This window comes from Pseudoxanthomonas sp. SL93 (assembly GCF_026625825.1).
GTDB lineage: Bacteria > Pseudomonadota > Gammaproteobacteria > Xanthomonadales > Xanthomonadaceae > Pseudoxanthomonas_A.
On the sequence record NZ_CP113065.1, the window covers coordinates 3,376,289 to 3,402,350 of the forward strand.

The 26,062-nt window shown below is 67.5% G+C and carries 14 protein-coding genes; 9 read left to right on the forward strand and 5 right to left on the reverse strand.

The window, feature by feature from the left end; translation table 11 throughout:
* Positions 1-93: 93 nt before the first annotated feature.
* From OVA13_RS15830 to OVA13_RS15840, 3 genes are all read right to left on the reverse strand, one after another.
* The gene (locus OVA13_RS15830; RefSeq protein WP_267791416.1) at positions 94-510 is read right to left on the reverse strand and encodes an organic hydroperoxide resistance protein; all 417 of its coding nucleotides are present in this window, start codon (positions 508-510) and stop codon (positions 94-96) included.
* Positions 511-591: 81 nt separating this feature from the next.
* Positions 592-1,632 (reverse strand): alpha/beta fold hydrolase, encoded by a 1,041-nt coding sequence (locus OVA13_RS15835; RefSeq protein ID WP_267791417.1) that lies wholly within the window; start codon positions 1,630-1,632, stop codon positions 592-594.
* Between the two features lie 63 nt (positions 1,633-1,695).
* Positions 1,696-2,436 carry an SDR family NAD(P)-dependent oxidoreductase gene (locus OVA13_RS15840; protein WP_267791418.1) on the reverse strand — a complete coding sequence of 247 codons (741 nt, stop codon included), beginning with the start codon at positions 2,434-2,436 and terminating at the stop codon, positions 1,696-1,698.
* 224 nt (positions 2,437-2,660) lie between these two features.
* On the opposite strand from OVA13_RS15840, the gene OVA13_RS15845 reads away from it, so the two are divergent.
* The 4 genes from OVA13_RS15845 (at position 2,661) to OVA13_RS15860 (ending at position 15,361) form a co-directional block, all read left to right on the forward strand.
* Positions 2,661-3,404: a response regulator gene (locus OVA13_RS15845; protein ID WP_267791419.1), complete on the forward strand. Its 744-nt coding sequence runs from the start codon at positions 2,661-2,663 to the stop codon at positions 3,402-3,404.
* A complete protein-coding gene (locus tag OVA13_RS15850) occupies positions 3,401-4,729 on the forward strand; it encodes a HAMP domain-containing sensor histidine kinase (protein WP_267791420.1) in 1,329 nt (442 codons plus the stop codon). Before OVA13_RS15845 ends, OVA13_RS15850 begins: the two co-directional genes overlap by 4 nt.
* A 182-nt stretch (positions 4,730-4,911) precedes the next feature.
* A complete protein-coding gene (locus OVA13_RS15855; protein ID WP_267791421.1) occupies positions 4,912-6,534 on the forward strand; it encodes an ABC-F family ATP-binding cassette domain-containing protein in 1,623 nt (540 codons plus the stop codon).
* Positions 6,535-6,661: 127 nt separating this feature from the next.
* Positions 6,662-15,361 carry a glycoside hydrolase family 94 protein gene (locus OVA13_RS15860; RefSeq protein WP_267791422.1) on the forward strand — a complete coding sequence of 2,900 codons (8,700 nt, stop codon included), beginning with the start codon at positions 6,662-6,664 and terminating at the stop codon, positions 15,359-15,361.
* A gap of 258 nt (positions 15,362-15,619) precedes the next feature.
* On the opposite strand, the gene OVA13_RS15865 is transcribed toward OVA13_RS15860, so the two are convergent.
* Together OVA13_RS15865 and OVA13_RS15870 are read right to left on the reverse strand one after the other, a co-directional pair.
* On the reverse strand, positions 15,620-16,438 hold the full coding sequence (locus tag OVA13_RS15865; RefSeq protein ID WP_267791423.1) for a polysaccharide deacetylase family protein: 819 nt from the start codon (positions 16,436-16,438) through the stop codon (positions 15,620-15,622).
* A gap of 11 nt (positions 16,439-16,449) precedes the next feature.
* Positions 16,450-17,820, reverse strand: a complete 1,371-nt coding sequence (locus OVA13_RS15870) for a glycoside hydrolase family 30 protein (protein WP_267793551.1) — start codon at positions 17,818-17,820, stop codon at positions 16,450-16,452.
* Positions 17,821-18,285: 465 nt separating this feature from the next.
* On the opposite strand from OVA13_RS15870, the gene OVA13_RS15875 reads away from it, so the two are divergent.
* The 5 genes from OVA13_RS15875 to OVA13_RS15895 all read left to right on the forward strand — a co-directional run bounded on the left by OVA13_RS15875 (position 18,286) and on the right by OVA13_RS15895 (position 26,010).
* A complete protein-coding gene (locus tag OVA13_RS15875) occupies positions 18,286-19,296 on the forward strand; it encodes a LacI family DNA-binding transcriptional regulator (protein WP_267791424.1) in 1,011 nt (336 codons plus the stop codon).
* 356 nt (positions 19,297-19,652) lie between these two features.
* The gene (locus OVA13_RS15880; RefSeq protein WP_267791425.1) at positions 19,653-22,637 is read left to right on the forward strand and encodes a TonB-dependent receptor; all 2,985 of its coding nucleotides are present in this window, start codon (positions 19,653-19,655) and stop codon (positions 22,635-22,637) included.
* Between the two features lie 145 nt (positions 22,638-22,782).
* Positions 22,783-23,490 (forward strand): SapC family protein, encoded by a 708-nt coding sequence (locus OVA13_RS15885; RefSeq protein ID WP_267791426.1) that lies wholly within the window; start codon positions 22,783-22,785, stop codon positions 23,488-23,490.
* Positions 23,477-24,493, forward strand: a complete 1,017-nt coding sequence (locus OVA13_RS15890; protein WP_267793552.1) for a cupin-like domain-containing protein — start codon at positions 23,477-23,479, stop codon at positions 24,491-24,493. Before OVA13_RS15885 ends, OVA13_RS15890 begins: the two co-directional genes overlap by 14 nt.
* A gap of 11 nt (positions 24,494-24,504) precedes the next feature.
* Positions 24,505-26,010 carry a tryptophan halogenase family protein gene (locus OVA13_RS15895; protein WP_267791427.1) on the forward strand — a complete coding sequence of 502 codons (1,506 nt, stop codon included), beginning with the start codon at positions 24,505-24,507 and terminating at the stop codon, positions 26,008-26,010.
* Positions 26,011-26,062 lie beyond the last annotated feature (52 nt).

Consider the following 26,062-nt stretch of genomic DNA (forward strand, 5'->3'; position numbering starts at 1 on the left):
CGCGCGCGTGTCACTGCAACGTGTCCGGCGATCCGGGGATTCGTATCCGGATCGCCGGTGCAAGCCGGGCGATACGTTCTGTTACGCGATGCCTCAGGTCAGGCGGATCTGCACATCGATGTTGCCGCGCGTGGCCTTCGAGTACGGGCAGGTGCGATGCGCTTCGTCGACGATGGCCTGCGCTTGATGTGCTTCCAGGCCGGGCAGCGCGATGTTCAGCCGCGCCTGCAGCTGGTAGCCCTCGCCCAGGGTGCCGAGGTCCACTTCCGCATCGATGGCGGTACCGGCGGGCAGCTCGATGCGCAGCTTGCGCGCGGCGAAGCCCATGGCGCCTTCGAAGCAGGCGGACCAGCCGGCGGCGAACAGCTGTTCGGGATTGGTGCCGGGACGGCGGCTGCCGGGCGGCGACAGGGCGATGTCGAGTTGGCCATCGTCGCTGCGTGCATGGCCTTCACGGCCGCCGGTGGTGTGGGTCTTGCCGGTGTAGAGAACGGTGTCGAGTGTGTTCATGGGAATCTCCGTTTGGGGTGTGTCGGGTTGCGAGGTGTCGGGTGGACGCGGTGCCTGCCAGCCGCCGGTGCGGGCGTCCGGTTACAGGTGGATGGCATCGACGACGGCCTGGACGAATTCCGCCGGTGTTTCCTGTGGCGGGTTGTGGCCGATGCCGCCGGTGAACGTGCGATGCTCGTACTTGCCGGTGAACTTCGCGGCATAGGCTTCCGGCTTCGGGTGCGGCGCGCCGTTGGCATCGCCCTCGATGGTGATCGTCGGCACGGTGATGACGGGCGCCTGCGCCAGGCGTTGTTCCAGCGCGGCGTACTTCGGCTCGCCTTCGGCCAGGCCAAGCCGCCAGCGGTAGTTGTGGATCACGATGGCGACGTGGTCCGGGTTGTCCAGCGCGGCGGCGCTGCGGTTGAACGTGGCGTCGTCGAATGCCCACCGGGGCGAGGCCAGCTGCCAGATCTGGCGGGCGAAGTCATGCGTGTACTGCGTGTACCCGGCCTGGCCGCGCTCCGTGGCGAAGTAGTACTGGTACCACCACTGCAGTTCCGCCGAAGGCGGCAAAGGCTTGCGGCTCGCCTCCTGGCTGCCGATCAGGTAGCCACTGACCGACACCAGCGCCTTGACGCGTTCGGGCCATATCGCGGCCACGATGTCGGCCGAGCGCGCGCCCCAGTCGTAGCCGGCCAGGGTGGCGCGACGGATCTTCAACGCATCCATCAGCGCGATGACGTCCGATGCCAGGGCGGCGGGCTGCCCGTTGCGCGGCGTGTCGGCGGACAGGAACCGCGTGGTGCCGTAGCCGCGCAGGTGCGGGACGATCACGCGATAACCGCGCGCGGCCAGCTGCGGCGCCACCTCGGCGTAGCTGTTGATGTCGTAAGGCCAGCCGTGCAGCAGGATGATCACTTCACCCCGCTTCGGGCCGAGGTCGGCGTAGCCGATGCGCAGGTCACCGGCCTCCACCTGCCTGTCCGCCACCAGCTCGGCGGGCGGGGTGCGGTCGGAAGCGGCGGTGGGCGTGGCCGCGGCGGCGACGCCGCTCAGCAGCAGGCCCGACGCCAGCAGCCATGGCAGCCAGCGCAGGCCACGGCGGGCAACGGCAGGGAATGAAGATGGGGTAGCGGACATGGTGGATCCTCCGTCAGGGTGGATGGAAGGGAAGCGGTGGGGTGCGCGTTCGTCGTGCGCGTCTCAGATGGCGTAGCCGCCATCCATCGTCAGGCTGGCGCCGGTCATGTAGCCGGCGTCGGCGCTGACCAGGTAGGCGGCGAGTGATGCGACTTCTTCCGGCCGGCCTACGCGCTGCAGCGGGCTGCGCTGGATCAGCGGCTCCAGGAAGCTGGCGGTGATGTCGGTTTCGATCGGGCCCGGCTGGATGTTGTTGATCGTGATGCGGCGCGGCGCCAGGTCCAGCGCCAGCTCGCGCACCAGCGTGGCCACGGCGGACTTGGTCATCGCATAGACGCTGCTGCCGACGGAACCGCTGCGCTGGGCGGTGTTGCTGCCGATGGTGATGATGCGCCCGCCGTCCGCCATCTTCGCGGCGGCAGCCTGGATGGCGAGGAACACGCCGCGCACGTTGACCGCGAGCATCTGGTCGAGCATCGCGAGCGGGAACTGATCCAGCGGACTGCCCTGGTAGATGCCGGCGTTGACCACCGCGACCTGCAGCGGCCCCAGGCGCGCGGTGGCATCGGCGACGGCGGCGATGATGGCGTTGTGATCCGCCGCGTCCGCCTGCAGGGCGATGGCCTGGCCGCCCGCGGAGCGGATGGCGGCGACCACCTCGTCGGCCTTGTCGGCGCGCGAGGCGTAGGTCAGCGCGACGGCGTAGCCTTCGTGCGCCAGGCGGCGGGCGATGGCGGCACCGATGCCGCGCGAGCCGCCGAACACCAGCGCGGCCTGGGGGGAGGGAAGGGCGGAAGTGGGCATGGCGTGTCCTTGGGAAGGTGCCAACGGAGGCTCCGTCGGCGATGGACACATTCCGCGCCTGCCGCGTATCGGCGACGTGTCGCGCACACCCCGGATTTGTCAGCCAATGGCCGGAATCGGGCCGCGGATACATTCCGATACAAAGGCGCTGGCGGCCGCCCCGGGGCGAGGCGCTACCATCCGTCGCTGGCGCCTGTCGCGCCGTGGAATCCGGAGCCGAACACATGTCATCCCACACCGATCATGTGCTGGTCGTCGACGACGACCGGGACATCCGCCAGATGGTCGGCGACTACCTGCGGCGCAACGGGCTGCGGGTCAGCCTGGCCGCGGACGGGCGCGAGATGCGCGCCACGCTGGAAACCAGCGACATCGACCTGATCGTGCTCGACGTGATGATGCCCGGCGAGGATGGGCTGTCGCTGTGCCGCAACCTGCGTGCGGGCCGGCACAAGACGGTGCCGATCGTGTTGCTGACCGCGCGCGATGACGAGACCGACCGCATCATCGGGCTGGAAATGGGCGCCGACGATTACGTGACCAAGCCGTTCTCGTCGCGCGAACTGCTGGCGCGCATCAATGCAGTGATCCGCCGCGCACGCATGCTGCCGCCCAACCTGCAGGTCAGCGAGGCAAGCCGCCTGTTGGGCTTCGGCGACTGGCGCCTGGACACGACCGCACGCCATCTGCTGGATGCCGAGGGCACGGCGTATCCGCTGAGCGGTGCGGAGTTCAGGCTGCTTCGCATCTTCATCGACCACCCGCAACGCGTGTTGAGCCGCGACCAGCTGCTGAACCTCACCCAGGGACGCGACGCGGAGATGTTCGACCGTTCCATCGACCTGCTGGTCAGCCGGCTGCGCCAGCGTCTGGGTGACGGCGCGCGCGAGCAGACCTACATCAAGACCGTACGCAGCGAAGGCTATGTGTTCAGCCAGCCCGTCGTGCTGATCGGCGAAGACGCATGAGCGCGACGCCCCCCGGACCCTTTTCGCGCCTGCTGCCCCGTACCCTGCGTGCGCGGCTGTTGCTGATCCTGGGTGCCGGCCTGCTGCTGGCACACGCGCTGTCGTTCTCGGTGCTGTTCCAGGAGCGCATGGATGCCACGCGCTCGATGATGTTGAGGAACCTGTTCGAGGACGTGCCCGTCAGCGTGGCGTTGCTGGAGCGTCTCCCGCCCGCGCAACGCGAGGAATGGATCCCGCGCCTGGAACGGCGGACCTATCGTTACCTGCTGCGTCCGGCGCAGACGGGAACGCCCCTGGCGAGCGATCGCGCGCGCCAGGTGACGGGTCTGATCGACGATGCGCTGGATCACCGTTATGCGTTGCGTCCGCGTGCGGTGTCGTCCGTTCCGGAGCGCTACGAGGTGGAACTGACGTTGCGGGACGGGCAGCCGGTGACCATCGAGGTCACGCCGGCGCCGATGCCGGTCGCCCGCTGGTTGCCCTGGGTGCTGGCGGCACAGGTCGTGCTGCTGCTGGCGTGCGTCGGCGTGGCGGTGCGCCTGGCCACGCGACCGCTGGCGCAGCTGGCGCTGGCGGCCGAGCGCATGGATCCCGCGGGAAAAGGCGAGCCGCTGGCGCAGGACGGGCCCGTGGAAATCGCCAAGGCGGCGCAGGCGCTCAACACGCTGCAGGCGCGCGTCGCCAACCACGTGTCGGAGCGCACGCAGATCCTGGCGGCCATCTCCCACGATCTGCAGACCCCGATCACCCGGCTGCGCCTGCGGGTGGAGGCACTGGACGACAACGCCGAACATGCGCGGCTGCTCGATGACATCGACCAGATCAGCCAACTGGTGCGTGACGGCCTCAACTACGCCCGCAGCGCGAACGTGGCGATGGGGCCATCGGTGCGGCTTGACCTGCTCGCCTTCCTCGACAGCGTGGTGGGCGACTACCAGGACACCGGCAAGGCCGTGCAGCGCATCGACGGCGATACGGCGTCGATGCATACCCATCCGCAGGTGTTGCGCCGCATCCTGCAGAACCTCATCGACAACGCGCTGGCGTACGCCGGCAGTGCCGAAACACGGGTGCGGTTGCTGGACGGCGGAAGGATCTGCATCGATGTCCTGGATCGTGGCCCGGGCGTGCCCGAGGACCAGTTGGAAGCGGTGAAGCAGCCCTTCCATCGTTTGGAGGCGTCGCGCAACCGGTCCACCGGCGGCACCGGCCTGGGACTCGCCATCGCGCAGCAGCTCACGCATGCGCTGGGCGGGGAGCTGGTACTGGCCAACCGCGAAGGTGGGGGGCTGCGTGCCACCCTGCTGCTGGACACGAAGAGCTAGCGCGCGTTCATGCGTGCGACCCTGCGCCCTGCGACAATGCGCGCCCCGCACGTTCCTGCAGGAACCTCCCCGGACATGTGATTCAAGCGTTCCCCCCCAGCAACGGAGCCGTCCAGTGCCTCACCGGACGCTCCCGCCGACTGTCTGCGCGCAATGCGTGCGCTGCTCTCCTGGAGGAACCCATGCCCGAGATACGCGTCAGCGTTTCCCACCTTTCCTTTGCCTGGCCCGACGGCACTCCCGTGCTGGCCGATGTGTCGTGCGTGATCGGTCCGTCCAGGACCGGCCTTGTCGCTCCCAACGGCGGCGGCAAGAGCACCTTGCTGCGCCTGATCGCAGGCGAACTCCCGCCACAGGCCGGACGGATCGAGGTCTTCGGCGACGTTGGCTATCTGCCACAGGATCTGATGATGCATCCCGAAGCGCGCGTGGCGGACGTGCTCGGTGTGGCCGATGGGCTGCATGCGCTGGAGGCGATCGCGGCGGGTGACACCGATCCGGTGCTGTTCGAACGCGTCGAAGGGCAGTGGGACCTGCGCGAGCGCGTCGAGGCGATGCTGGGAAGGCTGGGCCTCGAGGATGCTGCCCCGTCGCGGCGCATCTCCACCTTCAGTGGTGGCCAGATCATGTCGCTCGCGCTTGCCGGACACCTGTTGCGACGGCCTGCCGTGCTGCTGCTCGACGAGCCCAGCAACCATCTGGATCTCACCGCGCGCAGACGGCTCCGCGACGTGCTTGCCGATTACCGCGGCATCCTGATCGTGGCGAGCCATGACCGGGAACTGCTCGAAGGCATGGAGCAGATCGTCGAGCTGAGCCCGCGCGGCCTTCGCGTCTTCAACGGAGGATTCGGTGCCTACCGGGCGGCGGTTGCGTCCGAGCGGCGTGCGCAGGAGCAGCACATGCATCATCTCCGCCAGGAGCTGCACCGCGAGAAGCGCGAGTTGCAGCAGGCGCGCGAGCGCAATGAAAGGCGCACGGGAAACGCCAGGCGCACCCGGGCGGATGCAGGCCTGCCCAGGATCGTGGCAGGCAATCGCGCACGCGCCGCCCAGGTCTCGGCGGGCAAGGCGGAAGGCGTGCATGGACATCGTGTCGGCGAGCTGCGCGGGCAACTCCAGCTCGCGCGCGCCAGCACGTCTGCATCGTCCGTGCCCTCATTCGTGCTGCCCGCCACGCGTGTTGCCGATGGGCACCTGCTGCTCGTCGGCGAGCACCTGCGGGCACGCGCGGGAAGTCGCACGCTGTTCGGCGAGCACGGTGTTTCGCTCACGCTGCGTGGGCCGGATCGGGTCGCCCTGCTGGGCGACAACGGGACCGGCAAGACGACGTTGCTGAAGATCCTGTCGGGCGAATGCGCGCCGACCGCGGGAACGCTCCGGCGCGGATCAACCCGTATCGCCCGCCTGTCGCAGCGGCTGGAGCATCTGGATCCGTCGCTCAGCGTGGCGGAGAACTTCGAACGCGCCACTCCCGGCATGACCACCCAGCAGCGTGCCGATCTGCTGGCGCGGCTGCATTTCCGCAGCGATCGCATGCAGCGGCCCGCGCGTGCACTTTCCGGTGGTGAGCGCGCCAGGCTGTCGCTGGCCTGCGTGCTGCATGCGCACCCCGCCCCGAACCTGCTGCTCCTGGATGAGCCCACCAACCATCTGGACCTCGATGCCACCGCCGAACTGGAAAGCGCGTTGCAGGGCTTCGAAGGTGCGATGGTGGTGGTCAGCCATGACCTTCCCTTCCTTGAAGCCATCGGCACGACCCGCCGGTTGCGGCTGACACCCGGAGGACTGCTGGACGTCCCGTGAGCGCGGCTGGAGGAAATCGGCGTGATCGCGGGGTCCGTGCTCCGCCGTGCACGGCCTTTCACGCGCCTGTACCTGCCGGGATGCAAGGATGGGCTCCACGTCGGTCGCCCACCCCACAGGATTCCCGATGCCCCAGGTCTGGAGGGTATTCAGCCGCTGGTTGCGTTTGCGCCGCCGCCTCTGGCGCTGGCGCCGCTCGGCAACCCAGAAACCGGTACAGGCGGAAGAACCGCTTCGCTCGCAGCTGTTCAACGTCGAGCAGATGGAAGTGCATGGTCGCGCGCTGGCCCGCGCGCATCGTGTCCGTGCGCGCCCCGGCCCGGAGCGCCTGCTTGACCGGCTGGAAGAGAACGAAGGCCTGCTGGACGACGTCTGCACGCTGCTGACCCGCATGGTGCAGGAAGACATGCGGATCACGCCCGCCGGCGAGTGGTTGCTGGACAACTACTATCTGGTCGAAGAGCAGATCCATACCGCACGTCGCCATCTTCCCAAGGGCTACAGCCGCCAGCTGCCCTCGCTGAGCCAGGGCCCGTCGGCCGGGTTGCCGCGCGTGTACGACCTGTCGCTGGAGGCCATCGCGCACGGTGATGGCCGCATCGATGCCGAAACCATCAGCCGCTTCGTCGCGTCGTACCAGTCCATCACGCCGCTGAAGCTCGGCGAGCTGTGGGCGATCCCGATCATGTTGCGCCTGGCGCTGATCGACAACCTGCGGCGCATGGCCGTGCGGGTGATGCGCGACAGCGCCGACCACCGGCTGGCCGGCGAATGGGCCGAGCAACTGAACCTCACCGCGGCGGAAAACCCCAAGGACGTGGTGCTGGTGATCGCCGACATGGCGCGTTCGCGCCCGCCGCTGTCCGGCGCCTTCGTCTCCGAGCTGACCCGCGGGCTGCAGGGCCGTGGCGGCGTGTTCTCCATGCCGCTCACCTGGCTCGAGCAGTGGGCCGCCGATGGCGGTCACCGCATCGAGGAACTGGTGCACCTGGAAAGCCAGCAGCAGGCGGCGGACCAGGTATCCATCAGCAACAGCATCGGCAGCCTGCGTTTCCTCGCCAACATGGATTGGCGGGAATTCGTGGAAAACATGAGCGTGGTCGAGCGCACGCTGCACCTGGATCCGGCGCGTACCTATGCCGCGATGGATTTCAGCACCCGCGACAGCTACCGCCACGTGGTCGAGAAGATGGCGCAGCGGAGCGGCGCCAGCGAGCAGGAAGTCGCCGACACCGCCTTGCGCCTGGCGCAGGAGGCTGCCACCGCCGATCCCGCGGACTACCGTGCGCATGTCGGCTTCTACCTGGTGGACGACGGCGTGGCGCAGACGCAGGCGGCGGTGGCGGCGTCGGCGCAGGGCCACCGGCACGCACGCCTGCGGCGGCATCGCGTTTCCCTGCTGGTCTACCTGCTGCCGATCGCAGCCATCATCGGCATGTTCACGTGGGGGCTGATGGCGTCGGGTCCGTCCGCGCAGAGCGTTTCCCCTTGGGTGTTGGCGGCGCTGGCGCTGCTGGCCTTCAGCGAGCTGGGCATCGCACTGGTCAACTGGGCGGCCACCCTGCTGGTGCCGCCGCGGCCGTTGCCGCGGATGGATTTTTCCAAGGGCATCCCTGCCGATGCGCGCACGCTGGTCGTGGTACCCAGCATGCTCGGCAGCGCGGAAGGCATCGACAGCCTGGTCGAGGGGCTGGAAGTACGCTTCCTGGCCAATCGCGACCGCTACCTGCATTTCGCGCTGCTGACCGACTTCCTTGACGCGGACGAGGCATCGCTGCCAGGTGATGAGGCATTGCTTGCGCGCGCGGCGCGCCGGATCGAGGAACTCAATTCCCGCTATGCCCCCGAACGCGCGGGCGAGGGCGGCGGCGATCTTTTCTTCCTGTTCCACCGGCCGCGGCAATGGAACGACCGCGAGCGGCGCTGGATGGGATACGAACGCAAGCGCGGCAAGCTGGCGGCACTGAACCGGCTGCTGCGCGGCGGCTCCGGCGAGGACTTCCTGCGCGTGGTCGGCGACACCACCCCGCTGGCGCAGGTGCGCTACGTGATCACGCTGGACACGGACACGCGCCTGCCGCGCGATGCCGCGCGCGAGTTCGCCGGCACCCTGGCGCATCCGCTCAACCGTGCGTCGTTCGATGCGCGCCACCGTCGCGTGGTGCGGGGCTACGGCATCCTGCAGCCCAGCGTGGGCACCAGCCTGAGTGGTCGCAGGAGCTCGCGCTATGCACGCATGTTCGGCAGCGAGCCGGGCATCGATCCCTACACGCGCACCGTCTCGGACGTGTACCAGGACCTGTTCGGCGAGGGGTCCTTCGTCGGCAAGGGCATCTACGACGTGGATGCATTCGAGCACGCGCTCGCGGACCGTTTCCCCGACAACCGCATCCTCAGCCACGACCTGCTGGAAGGGTGCTACGCGCGCGCCGGCCTGGTCAGCGACGTGCGCCTGTTCGAGGACTATCCGTCGCGCTACGCTGCGGACGTCAAGCGGCGCTACCGGTGGATCCGCGGTGACTGGCAACTGTTGCCGTGGCTGTTGCCGTGGGTGCCCCGCCGCGAGGGCGGCTTCGAGCGCAACCCGCTGACGTGGCTGTCGCGCGGCAAGCTGCTGGACAATCTGCGCCGCAGCCTGGTGCCCGCGGCCACCACCGCGCTGCTGGTGCTGGGCTGGCTGTTCGCGCCACAACCGCTCGCCTGGACCGCGTGGCTGCTCAGCCTGTGGTTGGTGCCCGTGCTGGTGCCGGCGCTGCGCGAAGTGTTCTCCATCCCGGTGGACATGCCGCTGGAAACCCACCTGCTGCAGGTGGGCCGGTCCACGCTTCGCCAGGTGCTGCGCGCCGCGGTGACGCTGGCCTGCCTGCCGTACGAAGCCTTCTTCAGCCTGGCGGCCATCCTGCGCACCCTGTGGCGGTTGCTGGTCACGCGCCGGCACCTGCTGCAATGGAATCCGTCCAGCGAAGTCGAGCGCAGCCTTGGCAGCGGCATGGGTGCCGAACTGCGCAGCATGGCGGCCGCGCCGGTGTTCGCGGTGGCGGTCGCGGTACTGCTGGCCCTGAGGCAACCCGCATCGCTGTGGGTGGCCATGCCGCTGCTGCTGCTGTGGTTGTCCTCGCCGGTGCTGATGGCATGGATGGGCCGCCCGCCCGCCCATCGCGCCGCCAACCTGTCCGCCTCGCAGCTGGCGTTCCTCGGCAAGCTGTCGCGGCGCACCTGGGCGTTCTTCGAAACCTATGTGCGCGCCGAGGACCACTGGCTGCCCCCCGACAACGTGCAGGAGCATCCCGCGCTGGTGGTGGCGCGCCGCACGTCGCCCACCAACATCGGGCTGTCGCTGCTGGCCAACCTGTCGGCGTATGACTTCGGCTACCTGCAGGCGGGCGGGGTGATGGAGCGCACGCGCCTGGTGTTCGCCACGCTGGAGCTGCTGCCGCGCCATCGCGGGCACTTCTACAACTGGTACGACACCGAGACACTGCGTCCGCTGCCGCCGGCCTACCTGTCCACCGTGGACAGCGGCAACCTGGCGGGACACCTGCTGACCCTCCGCCAGGGTCTGCTGGGGCTGGCGGATGCCCCGGTGCTGGCCCCGTGCACGTTCGCCGGGCTGGTCGATACGCTGGCCGTGCTGGAAGACGCGCGCCGCGAGGCACTGTTGGACGGAGAGATCCTGTCCGGCGCCCTGATGGCATTCCGCACGGCGCTGTCTTCCACCCTGGCGGAGCCACCCGTCACCGTGCATGAGGCCGAGCGCACGCTGGCGCAGCTGGTGGTGCATGCGGACGACATCCTCGCCGCGTGGCCAGCCACCTTGCCTGACGAAGGAGACGCGCCGCACTGGCCCACCCGCCTTGCGGAGGCATGCCGCTCCGCGCATGCGGAACTGGTGTTCCTGGTGCCCGACTTCGCATCGCAGGAGGCACGCACCGAACGGATCCCCACGCTGCGCGAGCTGCAGGAACGCAACGCCCGCCCACTGGCCAGCAAGCGTGCACGCGAACGCATCCACCAGCTCGAACGACTGGCCCACATCGCGGGGCAGTTCTCGCTGATGGAATACGAGTTCCTGTACGACCGTTCCCGCCACCTGCTGGCGATCGGCTACAACCTGGACGAGCACCGCCTGGACAGCGGCTTCTACGACCTGCTGGCGTCGGAGGCGCGCCTGTGCAGTTTCGTCGCCATCGCACAGGGACAGCTGCCGCAGGAAAGCTGGTTCGCGCTCGGCCGCCTGCTGACCGAGGTGAACGGCGATGCCACGCTGCTGTCGTGGAGCGGCTCGATGTTCGAGTACCTGATGCCGCAGCTGGTGATGCCGAGCTATCCGGACACGTTGCTTGACCAGACCTCGCGGCACGCCGTGGAGGCACAGATCGCCCATGGCGCGCACCACGACGTGCCGTGGGGCATTTCCGAATCCGGCTACAACACCGTCGATGCGCGCATGAACTACCAGTACCGTGCGTTCGGCGTGCCGGGGCTGGGCCTGAAGCGCGGGCTGGGCCAGGACCTGGTCATCGCGCCGTATGCCAGCATGATGGCGCTGATGGTGGCGCCGGAGGCCGCCTGCCAGAACCTGCAACGATTGGACGCACTGGGGTTCGGTGGCCACTTCGGCCTGTACGAAGCCATCGACTACACGCCGGCGCGCGTACCGCACGGGCAGGAATGCGTGGTGGTGCGTTCGTTCATGGCCCACCACCAGGGCATGGGCTTCCTGTCGCTGGTCCATCTGCTGAGGCAACAGCCCATGCAGCGCCGGTTCGTGGCCGATGCCGAGTTCCAGGCGACGCTGCTGCTGCTGCAGGAACGCATCCCGCACACGGGCGTGTTCCACCCGCACGAGGCCGAGACGCTCGGCGCGCGCGCCACGCCCACCGAAACGGAAACCCAGCTGCGCATCCTGCGCAATCCGGGGACCTCGCGTCCTGCCGTGCAGCTGTTGTCCAACGGCCGCTACCACGGCCTGCTTACCCATGCCGGCGGTGGCTACAGCCGCCATCGGGACATGGCGGTCACCCGCTGGCGCGAGGACGGCACGCGCGACCACTGGGGGAATTTCTGCTACCTGCGCGATGTCGAAAGCGGCGAGTTCTGGTCCACCTCGCTGCAGCCCACCTGCGTGCCGGTCGACCAGTACGAGGCGATCTTCTCCGATGCCAAGGCCGAGTTCCGCGGGCGCAAGCGGGGCTATGACAGCCATCTGGAAATCGCCATTTCCGCCGAGGACGACATCGAACTGCGACGCCTGCGCCTGAGCAACCGCAGCCGCCGCACCCGCACCATCGAGATCACCACGTACGCCGAGGTGGTGCTGGCGCCGGCGATCGCGGACGAGGCGCATCCGGCCTTCAGCAACCTGTTCGTGCAATCGGAGATCGTGCGCGAGAAGCAGGCGCTGCTGTGCACGCGGCGGCCGCGCGCGCACGACGAAGTGCCGCCGTGGATGTTCCACCTGGTGGCCGTACACGACGCCGACATCAGCGCGATCTCGTACGAAACCGATCGCGCGCGCTTCCTGGGCCGCGGCAACACGCCACGCGCGCCGCATGCGCTGTCGTCGGCGGAGGCGCTGACCGACAGCGAGGGTTCGGTGCTGGACCCGGTAGTGGCGATCCGCTGCCGCATCCAGCTGGATCCGGGCCAAACCGCCATGATCGACATGGTCTACGGCGTCGGCGTGGACCGCGAGGCCTGCACGGACTTGATAGACAAATACCGCGACCGCCGCCTGGCCGACCGCGTCTTCGACCTGGCCTGGACCCACAGCCAGGTGGTCAGGCGCCAGATCAACGCATCCCAGGCCGACGCGCAACTCTATGAGCGTCTGGCCGGCCTGATGGTCTACGCACACCCGCTGCTCCGTGCCGACCCCGCCGTGCTGTTGCAGAACCAGCGTGGCCAGTCCGGCCTGTGGGGCCATGCGATTTCCGGCGACCTGCCGATCGTGCTGCTGCAGATTTCCGACGCGGACAACATCGAACTGGTCCGCCAGATGGTGCAGGCGCATGCGTACTGGCGATTGAAAGGCCTGCGTGCGGACCTGGTGATCTGGAACGAGAGCCAGACCGGCTACCGGCAGCAGCTGCAGGACCAGATCCTCGGCATGATCTCGGCCGACCCGGAAACCAACGTGCTGGACCGGCCCGGCGGCATCTTCGTGCGGCCCGGCTACCAGATGTCGCAGGAAGACCGCATCCTGCTGCAGTCGGTCGCGCGCGTGATCATCAGCGACCAGCAGGGCTCGCTGGCCGCGCAGGTCGGCCGCCATGAACCGGTCGAGCGGAGCATCCCCGCGCTGCTGCCGGAAGGACCGGTGGAAGAGCAACCGGACCTGCAGGCCACCAGTGGGCTGCCGCCGCCCCCGCAGGTCGATGAAGAGAACGACGCCTGGCCGTTTGAAGCCGCCGCCACCGAGGTGCTCTACGACAACGGGACGGGTGCGTTCTCGGCCGACGGCCGCGAATACCTCATCACCACCCAGGACGGCGCGCCCACGCCGGCACCGTGGTCGAACGTGCTGGCGAACGAGAAGCTCGGCACGGTCGTCAGCGAGAGCATGGTGGGCTACACCTGGTTCGAGAACGCGCACGAGTTCAGGCTGACGCCGTGGCACAACGATCCTGTCTCCGACAGCGGCGGCGAAGCGTTCTACCTGCGCGACGAGGAAACCGGCCACGTGTGGTCGCCGACGCCGCTGCCCAGGCGCGGACATGGCGCGTATCGCACACGCCACGGCTTCGGCTACAGCGTGTACGAACACATGGAAGACGGCATCGCCAGCGAGCTGTGGGTCTACGTGGCCGTCGAGGATGCGGTGAAGTTCTCGGTGCTGAAGCTGCGCAACCTGTCCGGCCGGCCACGGCGGATCTCCGCCACCGGCTATGTGGAATGGGTGCTGGGCGACCTGCGGATGAAGTCGCAGATGCATGTGATCAGCGAGCAGGATGGCGCCACGGGCGTGCTTACCGCACGCAATCCGTACAACACCGAGTTCAACGGCCGCGTCGCCTTCTTCGACACCGACGCCAACGGGTGCACCTACACCACCGACCGCACCGAATTCCTCGGTCGCAACGGCAGCCTGGCCCATCCGGCGGCGTTGCGTCGCGAGCGCCTTTCAGGCCGGCTCGGCGTGGGGCTGGATCCGTGTGCCGCCATCCAGGTGCCGCTGGTGCTGGTCGACGGACAGGAAACCGAAACCGTCTTCCGGCTGGGCATGGGCAAGGACCGTGACGAGGCCCTGCAGCTGGCGCGGAGGCTGCAGGGTGCGCAGCGTGCGCACGATGCACTGGACGCGCTGCGCATCCATTGGCGCCAGTTGCTGACCACCGTCCAGGTGGAGACACCGGACCCGAGCGTGGACGCGCTGGCCAACGGCTGGCTGATGTACCAGACACTGGCGTGCCGCTACGTCGCGCGCAGCGGCTACTACCAGTCCGGTGGCGCCTTCGGCTTCCGCGATCAGCTGCAGGACACCATGGCGACCATCCATGCGAAGCCTGCGCTGACCCGCGAGCACCTGCTGCTGTGCGCTGCCCATCAGTTCCCGCAGGGCGACGTGCTGCACTGGTGGCATCCGCCGCAGGGACGTGGCGTGCGCACCCGCTGCTCGGACGACTACCTGTGGCTGCCACTGGCCGCGTCGCGCTATCTGCAGGTGACCGGCGATGCCAGCGTGTTCGACGAGGACGTCCGGTTCATCGATGGGCGGCCGGTCGGTCCCGACGAGGAGTCGTATTACGACATGCCGGTGGTGTCCCATCTGCGCCAGTCGTTCTACCAGCACTGCGTGCTGGCCCTGCAGCGCGGCTGCCGCCTGCTGGGCGAGCGCGGGCTGCCATTGATCGGCACGGGCGACTGGAACGACGGCATGAACCGCGTCGGCGAAGCCGGGCGCGGCGAAAGCGTCTGGCTGGGCTTCTTCCTCTACGACACCCTGCAGCGCTTCGTCGAGGTCGCCCGGGCGCGCGACGACGGCGTGTTCGCCGAGTACTGCCTCGAGCAGGCGGAGCGCCTGCGCGGGAACATCGAGGCCCACGCCTGGGACGGGCAGTGGTACAGGCGCGCGTGGTTCGACGACGGCAGTCCGCTGGGTTCCACCGCCAGCGATGAATGCAGGATCGATTCGATCTCGCAGAGCTGGTCCGTCCTGTCCGGTGCGGCGGACCCGGCGCGTGCGAAGCAGGCGATGGCGTCGCTCGACCAGCACCTGGTGCGGCGCGAAGCGGGACTCATCCAGCTGCTCGATCCGCCCTTCGACAAGACACCGAAGGATCCGGGCTACATCCGCGGCTATGTGCCCGGCGTGCGCGAGAACGGCGGGCAGTACACGCACGCCGCGGTGTGGGCGGCCATGGCGTTCGCGCACCGTGGCGATGCCACGCGTGCGTGGGAACTCGCGCGCATGATCAATCCCATCCACCACGCGCAGGACGCCGAGGCCACCGCCATCTACAAGGTGGAGCCCTACGTGCTAGCGGCGGACGTCTACGGCGTGGCCCCGCACGTGGGCCGCGGCGGGTGGACCTGGTACACCGGCTCGGCCGGCTGGATGTATCGACTGCTGACGGAATCGCTGCTGGGCCTGCAGCGGCTCGGCGATGAACTGCTGCTCACCCCTTGCCTGCCCGCGGACTGGCCCGGATACACGCTTCGCTACCGCTTCGGCACCAGCCTGTATGCGATCCAGGTCAGCCAGCATGACGCGGGCCCGATGCGCGTCGAGGTGGATGGCGTCGCGCTGCCCGGGCCGCGCATCCCGCTGGTCGACGACGGCAGCGTGCACCATGTGCGGGTGGCGTGGCCGCGGGCCGTCGCGTGAACACGCGGGCGTCGCTGGATCGCGAACTGGACCGGTTGGCCGGCATGTTGTCGCCGTGGCTGTCGAGGCTGCGCCATCCGGCCCAGTTCTGGCCTCAGTTCAACGCGCTCGCCGACCGGATAGGCGAGGGCGCGTCCGCGGCAGACCGCAGGCACGTCGCGCAGCGGCTGCAAGCCATGCTGGCTGCGCATGGCATGGACAGGCGGGACGATCCCGCGTCCTGCGCCGACGATGCTGTTGCGTCCCCGGGAGTTGCGGTCAGCGTTGCCGGGAATCGGCGCGCTGATCCCGCACGTGGCGCATCAGGTTGACGAACGTGTCCACCCAGTAGCGGTCGCGGTGGCGCGCGAGGTAGGCAAGCAGCGCTTCGTGCGCTTCGTTGGACACGGCCAGGTGGTCGCCGCCGATGCCATGGAAGGTGAAGTTGACCATCGTGCCGCGCTTCGCCGCTTCCTCGACATGCGCGATGAGCTGCGCACCGGTGACACCCACGGGGACCATGACAGGCACGGCATGCAGGTCGAGCGTACGCATGTCGCCGATGACGTCCGCGTTGCCCAGCTTGATGGCGACGAACTGGTCGGCGACCAGGTCGATGTAGTTACCGTCGCGCGCCATCACGTCGCCGCAGGGAACGGTCAGGGTGCGTTCGCGCTGGCCGTCGATGGCGGCGAGCATGACGTTGGCGACCAGCACCTGGTCCTTCATCTGGGCGGCGGTGGTGGTGTCCAGGTCGCGCTGCGGTTCCACCCAGCCGCGGTCCGGCAGCGATGCCGAACACTGGTGGAACAAGGTGTGGTTGCCCAACTCATGCCCTTGCCGTGCCGCGTGGCGCCAGTCTTCCATCCGCAGGCGCACCGTGTCGCTTGAGAGTTGCAGGTAGAAACTGCCCTTCAGCCCATGGCGGTCGAGCGCGGGTATCGCGTTGTCCAGCTGCGAGTCCAGCGCATCGTCGTAGGCCAGGCTGACCGCTGCGATCTTCCCGTCCGGCCACGGGTAGGGGGTCGTCTGTGCCCGCGCCGGCGGGCCGGCCAGCACCCCGAGCAGCAGCAATCCGGTCGGCACGAGACGTCGCACTGCCGGGCGCCTCAGTGCTGCAGCGTCTGGATGGCATGCGCCGGGATGGTCACCTGCGCCGACCGGTCGCCCACGTAGAAGTTGTACGTGATGGGCTGGTCGGTACGGTTCATGACCACCGTGGCGAGCCGGTTGTCGCGGTTGAGGAAGGCGGTGGTGAGCAGGGTGCTGCGGCTGCTGACCGCGCTGACGCGCCGTGCTTCCGGACGGATGAACTTGGAAAAGTGGCCGATGTAGTAATAGCTGGGCGTGTAGATCAGTTCGCCGGTGGTGGTGTCGCCGTGGATGGGCGAGAAGCAGAAGTTGCCCACGTGGTTGGGGCCGCCGTGCTGGTCCAGCAGGATGTTCCAGTCGGTCCAGCCCTCCGCGCCATTGTTGAGGTCGTTGATGATGGCGGTGCCGTAGCGCTCGGCGTTCGGCCAGTGCTGGTAGCGGGCAGGGTCGAACTTCTCCACCGTGGCCTCGGTCAGCAGCAGGTGCTTGTCGGGATAGGCCTGCGCAACCGCGGCCACGTTGCCGAACATCGGGTCGAAGCCGGCCCAGGTTTCGTACCAGTGGAAACCCATGCCCCATGCGTACTTCGAGGCCTCAGGGTCGTCGAAGATGACGCGCGCCCGGTGCACCATCATGTCGCGGTTGTGGTCCCACACGATGATCTTCTTGTCCGCGTAGCCGGCGCGGTGCATCGTCGGGCCGAGGTGGTTCTTCAGGAAATCGCGTTCCTCCTCGGCGGTGAACAGCATGGACTCCCACGTCTGCTTGGCCATGGGTTCGTTCTGCAGGGTGATGCCCCAGATCGGGATGCCTTCCGCCTCGTACGCCTGGATGAACCTGGTGAAGTAGCGCGCCCAGGCATCGTTGTATTCCGGCAGCAACGCGCCACCGCGCAGCATGTGCCCGTTGGTCTTCATGAAGGCGGGCGCGCTCCAGGGGCTCGCATAGGTGGTCAGCTTGCCCCCGGCGGCTTCGATGGCGCGCTTGATCATGGGGATGCGCGCCTTGCGGTCGTGGTCGATCGAGAACGTCGACAAGGCCTTGTCGCCTTCGTCGATGTAGGTATAGCTGGATGAGCTGAAGTCGGAGCTGTGGATGGTGGTGCGCAGCAGCGTGTAGCCGATGCCTTCGCGCGGGTCGTAATAGGCCTTCAGGAACTCCGCCTGCGTGGCGGGCGACAGCGCGGCGAATACTTCCGCGCTGGAATCGGTGATGGCGCCGCCGATCCCCAGCATCGGCTGGAAGCGCTTGCCCGGATTGACGAACACCGACGTCTCCGCCTCCGTGAGCGGGTGGCCGGGCTTCAACGTCACCTCGCCGCTGTGTCCCAGCCGCTGGTCGGTGCCCTGCGCGGTGGTGAAGATGGTGACGGTATCCGAGGTATTCATGACGCTTTCCTTGGTGCCGGCATCCTTTGCGGAACAGGGCAGGCTTGCGAGCAGGGCGCCCAGCGTGGCGACGGCGAAGAAGGAGCGGTGGTTCATGGATGGACCTCGCGTTGTTCGAATGAGCGGCGCGGAAAATTTCACCCCGCCCTTTTGTGCGGACAGATAACGTGCGATTCTGACAGCGCTGTCATACATTCGACATGCCGAAGCTGTCAAACGCACGGTGTTCCGGCGGGCGTCAGCGCCGCGAAGCAGCGCGGAAGTGCGTCGCGTGGCGGAAACGTGTTGCCATGCAGCATGCCGGTTGCGCAGTCGGAGGCAGGGCGGCAAGGGCAAAGCCATCGACGTGCCTGTCCGCCGGCGCGATGGCGTCGGGATGGGAACGGGCGGTACACAAGCACTGGCGGCGCTGTCAGAATCTGCCGCACCCGCGGGCCGTGTCGAATCTGGAGCAGGAACTGCACTATGCGTAGTCGTATCGAGGATGTGGCTGCAGCAGCGGGTGTATCGATGAAGACGGTCTCGCGCGTGCTCAACAACGAGCCGAACGTGCGCGATGAAATGCGCCAGCGGGTCATGAAGGCCGTCGAGAAGCTGCAGTACCGGCCCAACCTGTCCGCACGAAGCCTGGCCGGCCAGCGCTCCTATGTCATCGCGCTGGTCTACAACAATCCGTCGCGCAACTACCTGATGGAAATCCAGAGCGGCATGCTGGATGCCTGCCGCGACAGCCATTACAACCTGGTGCTGGCACCGGTCGGCACGCCGAAGCAGCGCAAGGCGGACGACCTGAAGGTGGTGTTCGAACACTTCGCACCCGATGGCGTGGTGCTGATCCCGCCGCTGACGGACGATCCGGCCGTGATCGGGTTCCTCGAAGCGCAGGACGTGCCTTTCTCCTGCATCGCGCCCAAGCATGGCGAAGGCCGCATCGGCGTGATGATGGATGAGACCGCCGCCGTGCTGGAGCTGATGCAGGGCCTGATCGGCCAGGGGCATCGCCGCATCGGCCATATCAAGGGGCCACCGTCCCACGGCGCGTGCCATTGGCGCCACAAGGGCTACAAGGACGCACTTCGCAAGGCGGGCATCGCCTTCGACCCGGACCTCGTCGTGCAGGGTGCGTTCTCGTTCGAATCCGGCATCGAAGCCGCCAACGCGCTGCTGGATCTTCCGCGGCCACCCACGGCGATCTTCGCAGCCAACGACGACATGGCGGCGGGCGTCATCCGCGCCGCGTGCCAGCGCGGCCTGGTGGTGCCCGACGATGTTTCCGTCTGCGGATTCGACGACACGCCCATCGCCCGGCATATCTATCCGGCACTGACCACGGTGCGCCAGCCGACCTCGGAGATGGGCAAGCTTGCGACGCTTGAGCTGCTGGCCCGCATCCGCACGCAGGGTGGCGGGGCGATGGTGCATGTCGAGCACCAGGTGCTGTTCCGCGAATCCACGCGCGCACCCGACCCTGCGTGACGTCGACGGCGACGGCGCGTTTCCCGCGCGTCCGCTTCGCATGAAGTGAACAATGGACGACGTGCCGGCCGGCCCCGTCGCGTGACGTTGCGCGGCTCCGCCCGAGCGTCACGGGAAAAAATCCGTGCGAGAAATTTTCGGGTGCGAAAAAGCGAGAAAACGGTTTCAGCTGCGATGCAACATGAGCTCCGCAGCTGAAAACAAGGGATTTTTCTCCGATCACGACTTTCTGGCTGAAAAGTTGACAACGCTGTCAATCGGGCGTCCAATGCCGCCCAATGTGCGAGGAGAGGCCTCGAACGCGTTCCACAACTTCAAAAACTTGATTTCGTGAATTTCCGGAGAGGGGAAAATCCATGAAGAAACTGCAGTCCGTTCCCAGGAAGCGGGTGCTGACATCCGCGTTGCTGTTCGCCATGGCCGGTCCCGCATGGGCCCAGCAGTCAGCACAGGAAACCACCACCAGCACGCAGACCGCCGCTCCGCAGGCCGATGCCACCGAGCTGGACACGATCGTCGTGACCGGCATCCGGGCGAGCCTTGATGCGTCGATGAATCTCAAGCGGGATTCGCAGGGCGTGGTCGACGGCATCGTCGCCGAGGACATCGGCAAGTTCCCGGACACCAACCTGGCCGAATCGCTGCAGCGCATCAGTGGTGTGTCGATCGACCGCACGTCCAGCGGCGAGGGCTCCAAGGTCACCGTGCGCGGCATGGGTCCGGACTACAACCTGGTGCTGTTCAACGGCCGCCAGATGCCGGCATCCAACCTCGGCAGCGGTGGCGCGGGTTCGTCCACCTCGCGCTCGTTCGACTTCGCCAACGTGGCCAGTGAAGCGATTTCGGAGATCCGCGTCTTCAAGACCGGTCGTGCCGACAACCCCACGGGCGGCATCGGTGCCACCATCGACGTCAGGACGGCGCGTCCGCTGGAGGCCGATCCGGTCGCGACGTTCGGCCTGAAGGCGGTCAACGACAGCTCCAACGACAACCTGCCGAAGACCTTGCAGGGCAGCGATTTCACCGGTGAGATGTCGGGCATCTTCAGCCAGACCTATGCCGACGGCCGATTCGGCATCGCGCTGAGCGGCAGCTACCAGGAACGCGACTCCGGCTTCAACCAGGCGTCGGTGGCCGATGGCTGGCTGACGTTCTACGGCGACAACTCGAACAGCTGGCAGCGCCTGCCGCTGCCGGGCGAGACCTACTACGACCGCATCGATAACCGTCCCGGTCCGGATGACGTCTATGCGCGTCCGCAGAACACCGGCTACAGCGTCAACGGCGTGCAGCGCCAGCGCACCAACGGCCAGGTGACCCTGCAGTGGGCACCGACCGACAACGTGACCACCACGCTGGATTACAGCTACGTCGAGAACAAGGTGCAGCAGCAGCGCAGCGAGTTGTCGGTGTGGTTCAACTACGGACCGGGCGACAGCTCGTGGACCGATGGTCCCGTCGCCGCCCCGATCATCTATTCGGAAGACATGACGGGCGCCGACCTGTCGATGGGCGGCATGCAGCTGGCGACCAAGACCCAGGGCGATTCGCTTGGCTTCAACGTCGAGTGGGAAGTCACCGACAACTTCAACCTGGAATTCGACTACCACAACTCCAGCTCCGAATCGAAGCCGGACAGTCCGCTCGGGTCGGCCGGCGTGCTCGGCGTGGCCGCCTACGTGCGCGGCACCACCACGGTGGACTACAGCGGCGAGATCCCGATCGTCAACGTCGTGCTGCCGCCGGGCCAGACCGAGGTGCTTGCATCCCAGGCACTGGTCACCGGTTCGGTGTTCCAGAACAGCTACAACAAATCCGAGGTCGAGCAGCTGCAGGCCAATGGCCGCTTCGAGTTCGGCGAGTACTCCGGGCTGGATTTCGGCGTGTCGGCCATCGACGTGCAGAACCGCTCGGCATCGGCGGTGATGCAGCGCGACACGTGGGGCGGCGTGGGTACGCCGGCCGACTACGACGACAGCATCTGGTACACCGACCACATGTCGCGCTACTTCGAGGCGTTCGGCAACCACAACAACCCCAACTGGACCGATGCCTTCCTGGTGTTCGACTTTGAACGCCTGCGCCAGGCGGCGATCGCCGAATCCGGCTGTGCAAGCTGCTACCAGATGCCCACCGAGTTCACCGACGACATGCGCACGACCGAGAAGTCGAAGAGCGCGTACGTGCAGTGGACGACGATGTTCGACTGGTCCATGCCGCTGCACGTGGCGCTGGGCGTCCGTTACGAGAAGACGGAAGTCGTCTCCACCGCGCTCGAGCGCGTGGGCGAGACCATCTCCTGGGTGGCGGCGAACGAGCTGTACGTCAACTACGCCGCTGAGCAGACTTTCGGCCGGCGCGAGGGCGACTACGACTACTTCCTGCCGAACCTGGACCTGAAGCTGGATCTCAGCGACAGCATGGTGCTGCGCGGCAGCTACAGCCAGACCATCGGCCGCCCCGGCTGGGGTGCGATCCGAGGCGGCCAGCAGCTGGCCAACGTCGTGCGCATCACCGGCGGCGACGGCAGCCGTGGCGACCCGGCGCTGGAGCCGCTGCTGTCGGACAACTTCGACCTGTCGTTCGAGTGGTACTACAGCGAGGGCAGCTACTTCTCGGTGGGCTACTTCCGCAAGGACATCGAGAACTTCATCAGCGACACCATCGTGCGTGAAGAGCCGTTCTCGCTGCGTACGCCGGTGGGCGGTACCTACTGGAACAACGCGCTTGCGGCCGGCTGCCTGCCGACCGACGGCGACTGCATCCGGACCTACATCTTCGCCAACCATGCCGGTGATCCTGGCGTTGACGTGGCGGCAGGCACCATCACGGGCCAGCCGGGCGATCCGGTCGCGGGCTTCAACATCACCGTGCCGGCCAACCAGCGCTCGGATACGCTCGATGGTTGGGAAATCAACATCCAGCACCTGTTCTGGGACAGCGGCTTCGGCCTGGCGGCGAACTACACCAAGGTCGATTCGGGCCTGACGTTCGACAACACCGATCTGGGCGACCAGTACCCGCTGGTGGGCCTGAGCGACTCGGCCAACCTGGTGGCGTTCTACGACAAGGGGCCGTGGCAGATCCGTGCGGCATACAACTGGCGCGACGAGTTCTTCAACGGCGTGGGCGGGCAGGGCAACAACCCGAACTACGTCGAGGAGTACGGCCAGCTCGACATGAACGTCAGCTACCAGGTCACGCCGCAGCTCACCCTCAGCCTGGAAGGCATCAACCTGACCGACGAGACGATGCGCACGCACGCCCGCCACGAGAACATGGTGCGGTTCGCCACGCAGACGGGTCCACGCTACATGTTCGGCCTGCGCTACCGCTTCTGAGGCCTGCAACGCCGTAAACCGCCCACTGCTCTCCGGGGCGGCGGAAGGGCCGCTGGGAATACCAGCGGCCCTTCTTTCCTTGCAAACCGCGATCAGGCACGATGCGCTTGCCTGTCGCCCCCCGTCCGGAATGCGTCGATAGCGAATGAGCAACCACGTCCTGTTGAGCAACGTCGAGCACATGCACCTGCGGGTGGACGCTGGCCACGGGGCGGCCCTCGGCGATGAGGTGATGCAGGCGCTGACGTTCCCGGACGAGTTCCGCAACGTGCAGGCGCACTATCCCATCGTGTTCCGTCGCGATGCAGGCGGGGGCTTCCAGCCGCTGGCCCTGTTCGGCCTGCACGAAGGTGCCAATCTTTTCCTGCAGGGCGACCGCTGGGATGCGACCTACATTCCGCTGTCGGTGCAGCGGCAACCGTTCCTGATCGGCATCGCCGGCGAGGAACGCCTGATCCACATCGACCTGGACCATCCGCGCGTGCGCAGCGGCCAGGGCGAGGTGTTGTTCCGCGAGTACGGCGGAACCACCGAGTTCCTCGAGCGCATCAAGTCGGTGCTGTCGGGCCTGCATGACGGTGTCGTCGCCACGCCGTCCTTCATCGAAGCGCTGCTGCGGCACCAGTTGCTGGAGTCGTTCGTGCTGGATGTCCAGCTGGACGACGGGTCGCACAACCGGCTGGTCGGTTTCCATACCATCGACGAGGCACGGCTGCAGGCACTGGACGGCGCGGCGCTGGAATGCCTCGCGCGCGATGGGCACCTGTTGCCGATCTACATGGTGCTGGCCTCTGTGTCGCGTTTCCGCGACCTGATCGAGCGGATGAACCGCCGCCGTGCTGCCGGCCATTGAACCCATCGAGGAGGTCACCGGCATCGATCCGGGATCGTTGCCGGAGGAGCTGCTGCGTTCCTCCCGCCCCAGGGTGCTGCGTGGACTGGTGGCGCAATGGCCGATGGTGCAGGCCGCCCGCGCGTCGGCAAGCGCGGCCATCGATTATCTGAAGCGTTTCGACCATGGCGGCATGCCGGTGGTGGCGACGATCGCGCCACCCGAGGCCGCGGGCCGCGTGTTCTACAACGAGGACCTGAGCGGCTTCAATTTCCGCCGCGAACAGGTACCGCTGGCCGTCGCGCTGGACACGCTGCGCAAGTACCTGGAGGCCACGGCGCCGCCGTCCATCTACGTGGCTTCGACCACGCTGGATACGTTCCTGCCCGGTTTCCGCGACGAGAACAAGGTCGATCTTGGCGGGCGCGACCCGCTCGCCAGCATCTGGATCGGCAACCGCAGCCGCATCGCGGCCCACCAGGACGTGCCGGACAACCTGGCCTGCGTGGTGGCGGGACATCGGCGGGTGACCCTGTTCCCGCCGGAACAGTTGAAGAACCTCTATGTCGGCCCGCTCGACCACACGCCCGCCGGGCAGGCGGTGAGCCTGGTGGATTTCGCGGCGCCGGACCACGTGCGTTTCCCGCGCTTCGCCGAAGCCCTGCGACACGCAAGGGGTGCGTTGCTGGCGCCCGGCGATGCCGTGTTCATCCCGAGCATGTGGTGGCACCACATGGAGGGCCTGGATGCGTTCAACGTGCTGGTCAACTACTGGTGGCGGCAGTCGCCATCGTGGATGGACACGCCGATGAACGCGCTGATGCTCGCCATCATGAGTGTGCGCGACCTGCCGCCCGCCGAACGCGCCATCTGGAAGGACGTCTTCGCACACTACGTCTTCGACTACGACGAGGCCGAGGACGCAGGCCACATCCCCGCATCCGCGCGCCGCGTGCTCTCGCCCATCGACGAGGCCCGCGCCCGCCACCTTCGCGCGCTGCTGCTGCAGCGCCTCAACCGCTGAGTACGTCCCGCATGCAGAACCACGACACCGCCGTCAGTCCCCGCCCCGTCAAGCGCGTCGTCATCGCCGGCGGCGGGACGGCGGGCTGGATGGCGGCGGCTGCCCTGTCGAAGACATTGGGCAAGACCCTGGACATCACCCTGGTGGAGTCCGAGGAAATCGGCACCGTCGGCGTGGGCGAAGCCACCATCCCCACCTTGGTGGTCTTCCACCGGCTGCTGGACATCAAGGAGCAGGATTTCATGGCGGCCGTGCAGGGCACGGTGAAGCTGGGCATCTCCTTCGAGAACTGGAAGGACGTCGACCACCGCTACATCCACTCTTTCGGCATCAGCGGCAAGGACCACTGGTCCGCGGGCTTCCAGCATTTCTGGCTGCGCGGGCGGCAGGAGGGGCTGGCAAGCGAGTACAGCGACTACTGCATCGAACTGCAGGCCGCGCTGCAGGATCGTTTCTCCCATCTGCCGCGCTACCACGTCAACTACGCGTACCACATGGATGCGGCGCTGTATGCACGCTTCCTGCGCGATTTCAGCCAACGCCATGGCTGCAGGCGCATCGAAGGCAAGATCGTGGATGTGGCCAAGGACGAGCACGGTGGCGTCGCGTCGATCCGGCTGGAGCGCGGCGAGGTGATCGAAGGCGATCTCTTCATCGACTGCACCGGCTTCCGCGCGCTGCTGATCGGGCAGGCACTGGGCGTGGGCTACACGGATTGGTCGCAGTGGCTCTTCAACGACAGCGCGCTGGCCACGCAGACGACGGCGGTGCGCGACGCGGTGCCCTACACGCGAGCGATCGCCGGCACGGCGGGCTGGCAATGGCGCATCCCGCTGCAGCACCGCGTGGGCAATGGCATCGTCTATTCCAGCCGCTACATGAGCGATGACGAAGCGCGCGAGCAGTTCCTGTCCAGCGTGGAAGGCGAGGTCATCAAGCAGCCGTGGCCGATCCGCTTCAAGCCCGGCCAGCGCCAGCAGTGCTGGGCGAAGAACGTGGTGGCCCTGGGCCTGGCTGGCAGCTTCATCGAGCCGCTGGAATCGACCACCATCCACCTGATCCAGCGCGGCATCGTGCGCCTGCTGCAGACCTTCCCGCGCGTGATCACCCAGCCGGCGATCGACGAATACAACGCCCGGCTGGATGAGGAGCTCCAGCACGTGCGCGATTTCGTCGTGATGCACTACTGCGTCAGCGACCGTCGCGACACGCCGTACTGGCGCGACATCGCGGCGATGGAGATTCCCGCAACGCTGCGTCATCGCATCGAGCTGTTCCGCGAAACGGGGACGGTGTTCCACGTACCCGGCGAACTGTTCGGCGAGAACTCCTGGATCCAGGTGATGATGGGGCAGGGCATCGTGCCGCGGCAGCATCATCCGACCGCGGACGTCATGGCACGGGACGACCTGAAGCGCTTCCTCGACGACATCCGTGCCAACGTGCTCGGCACGGTGCGGCAGATGCCGGCCCACATGGACTACCTGCGCGCGTACTGTCCCGCCCCCAGGCCCTGACGCACGGCCGGGGAGCGAGATGTACCGGCCCGCCCCTGCGCACGGAGGCGGG

Coding starts and splice junctions, on each gene's coding strand:
- OVA13_RS15855 (WP_267791421.1), top strand. CDS start 4,912: ATGCCCGAGATACGCGTCAGCGTTTCCCACCTTTCCTTTGCCTGGCCC.
- OVA13_RS15850 (WP_267791420.1), top strand. CDS start 3,401: ATGAGCGCGACGCCCCCCGGACCCTTTTCGCGCCTGCTGCCCCGTACC.
- OVA13_RS15880 (WP_267791425.1), top strand. CDS start 19,653: ATGAAGAAACTGCAGTCCGTTCCCAGGAAGCGGGTGCTGACATCCGCG.
- OVA13_RS15875 (WP_267791424.1), top strand. CDS start 18,286: ATGCGTAGTCGTATCGAGGATGTGGCTGCAGCAGCGGGTGTATCGATG.
- OVA13_RS15860 (WP_267791422.1), top strand. CDS start 6,662: ATGCCCCAGGTCTGGAGGGTATTCAGCCGCTGGTTGCGTTTGCGCCGC.
- OVA13_RS15830 (WP_267791416.1), bottom strand. CDS start 510: ATGAACACACTCGACACCGTTCTCTACACCGGCAAGACCCACACCACC.
- OVA13_RS15870 (WP_267793551.1), bottom strand. CDS start 17,820: ATGAATACCTCGGATACCGTCACCATCTTCACCACCGCGCAGGGCACC.
- OVA13_RS15840 (WP_267791418.1), bottom strand. CDS start 2,436: ATGCCCACTTCCGCCCTTCCCTCCCCCCAGGCCGCGCTGGTGTTCGGC.
- OVA13_RS15895 (WP_267791427.1), top strand. CDS start 24,505: ATGCAGAACCACGACACCGCCGTCAGTCCCCGCCCCGTCAAGCGCGTC.
- OVA13_RS15835 (WP_267791417.1), bottom strand. CDS start 1,632: ATGTCCGCTACCCCATCTTCATTCCCTGCCGTTGCCCGCCGTGGCCTG.
- OVA13_RS15845 (WP_267791419.1), top strand. CDS start 2,661: ATGTCATCCCACACCGATCATGTGCTGGTCGTCGACGACGACCGGGAC.
- OVA13_RS15885 (WP_267791426.1), top strand. CDS start 22,783: ATGAGCAACCACGTCCTGTTGAGCAACGTCGAGCACATGCACCTGCGG.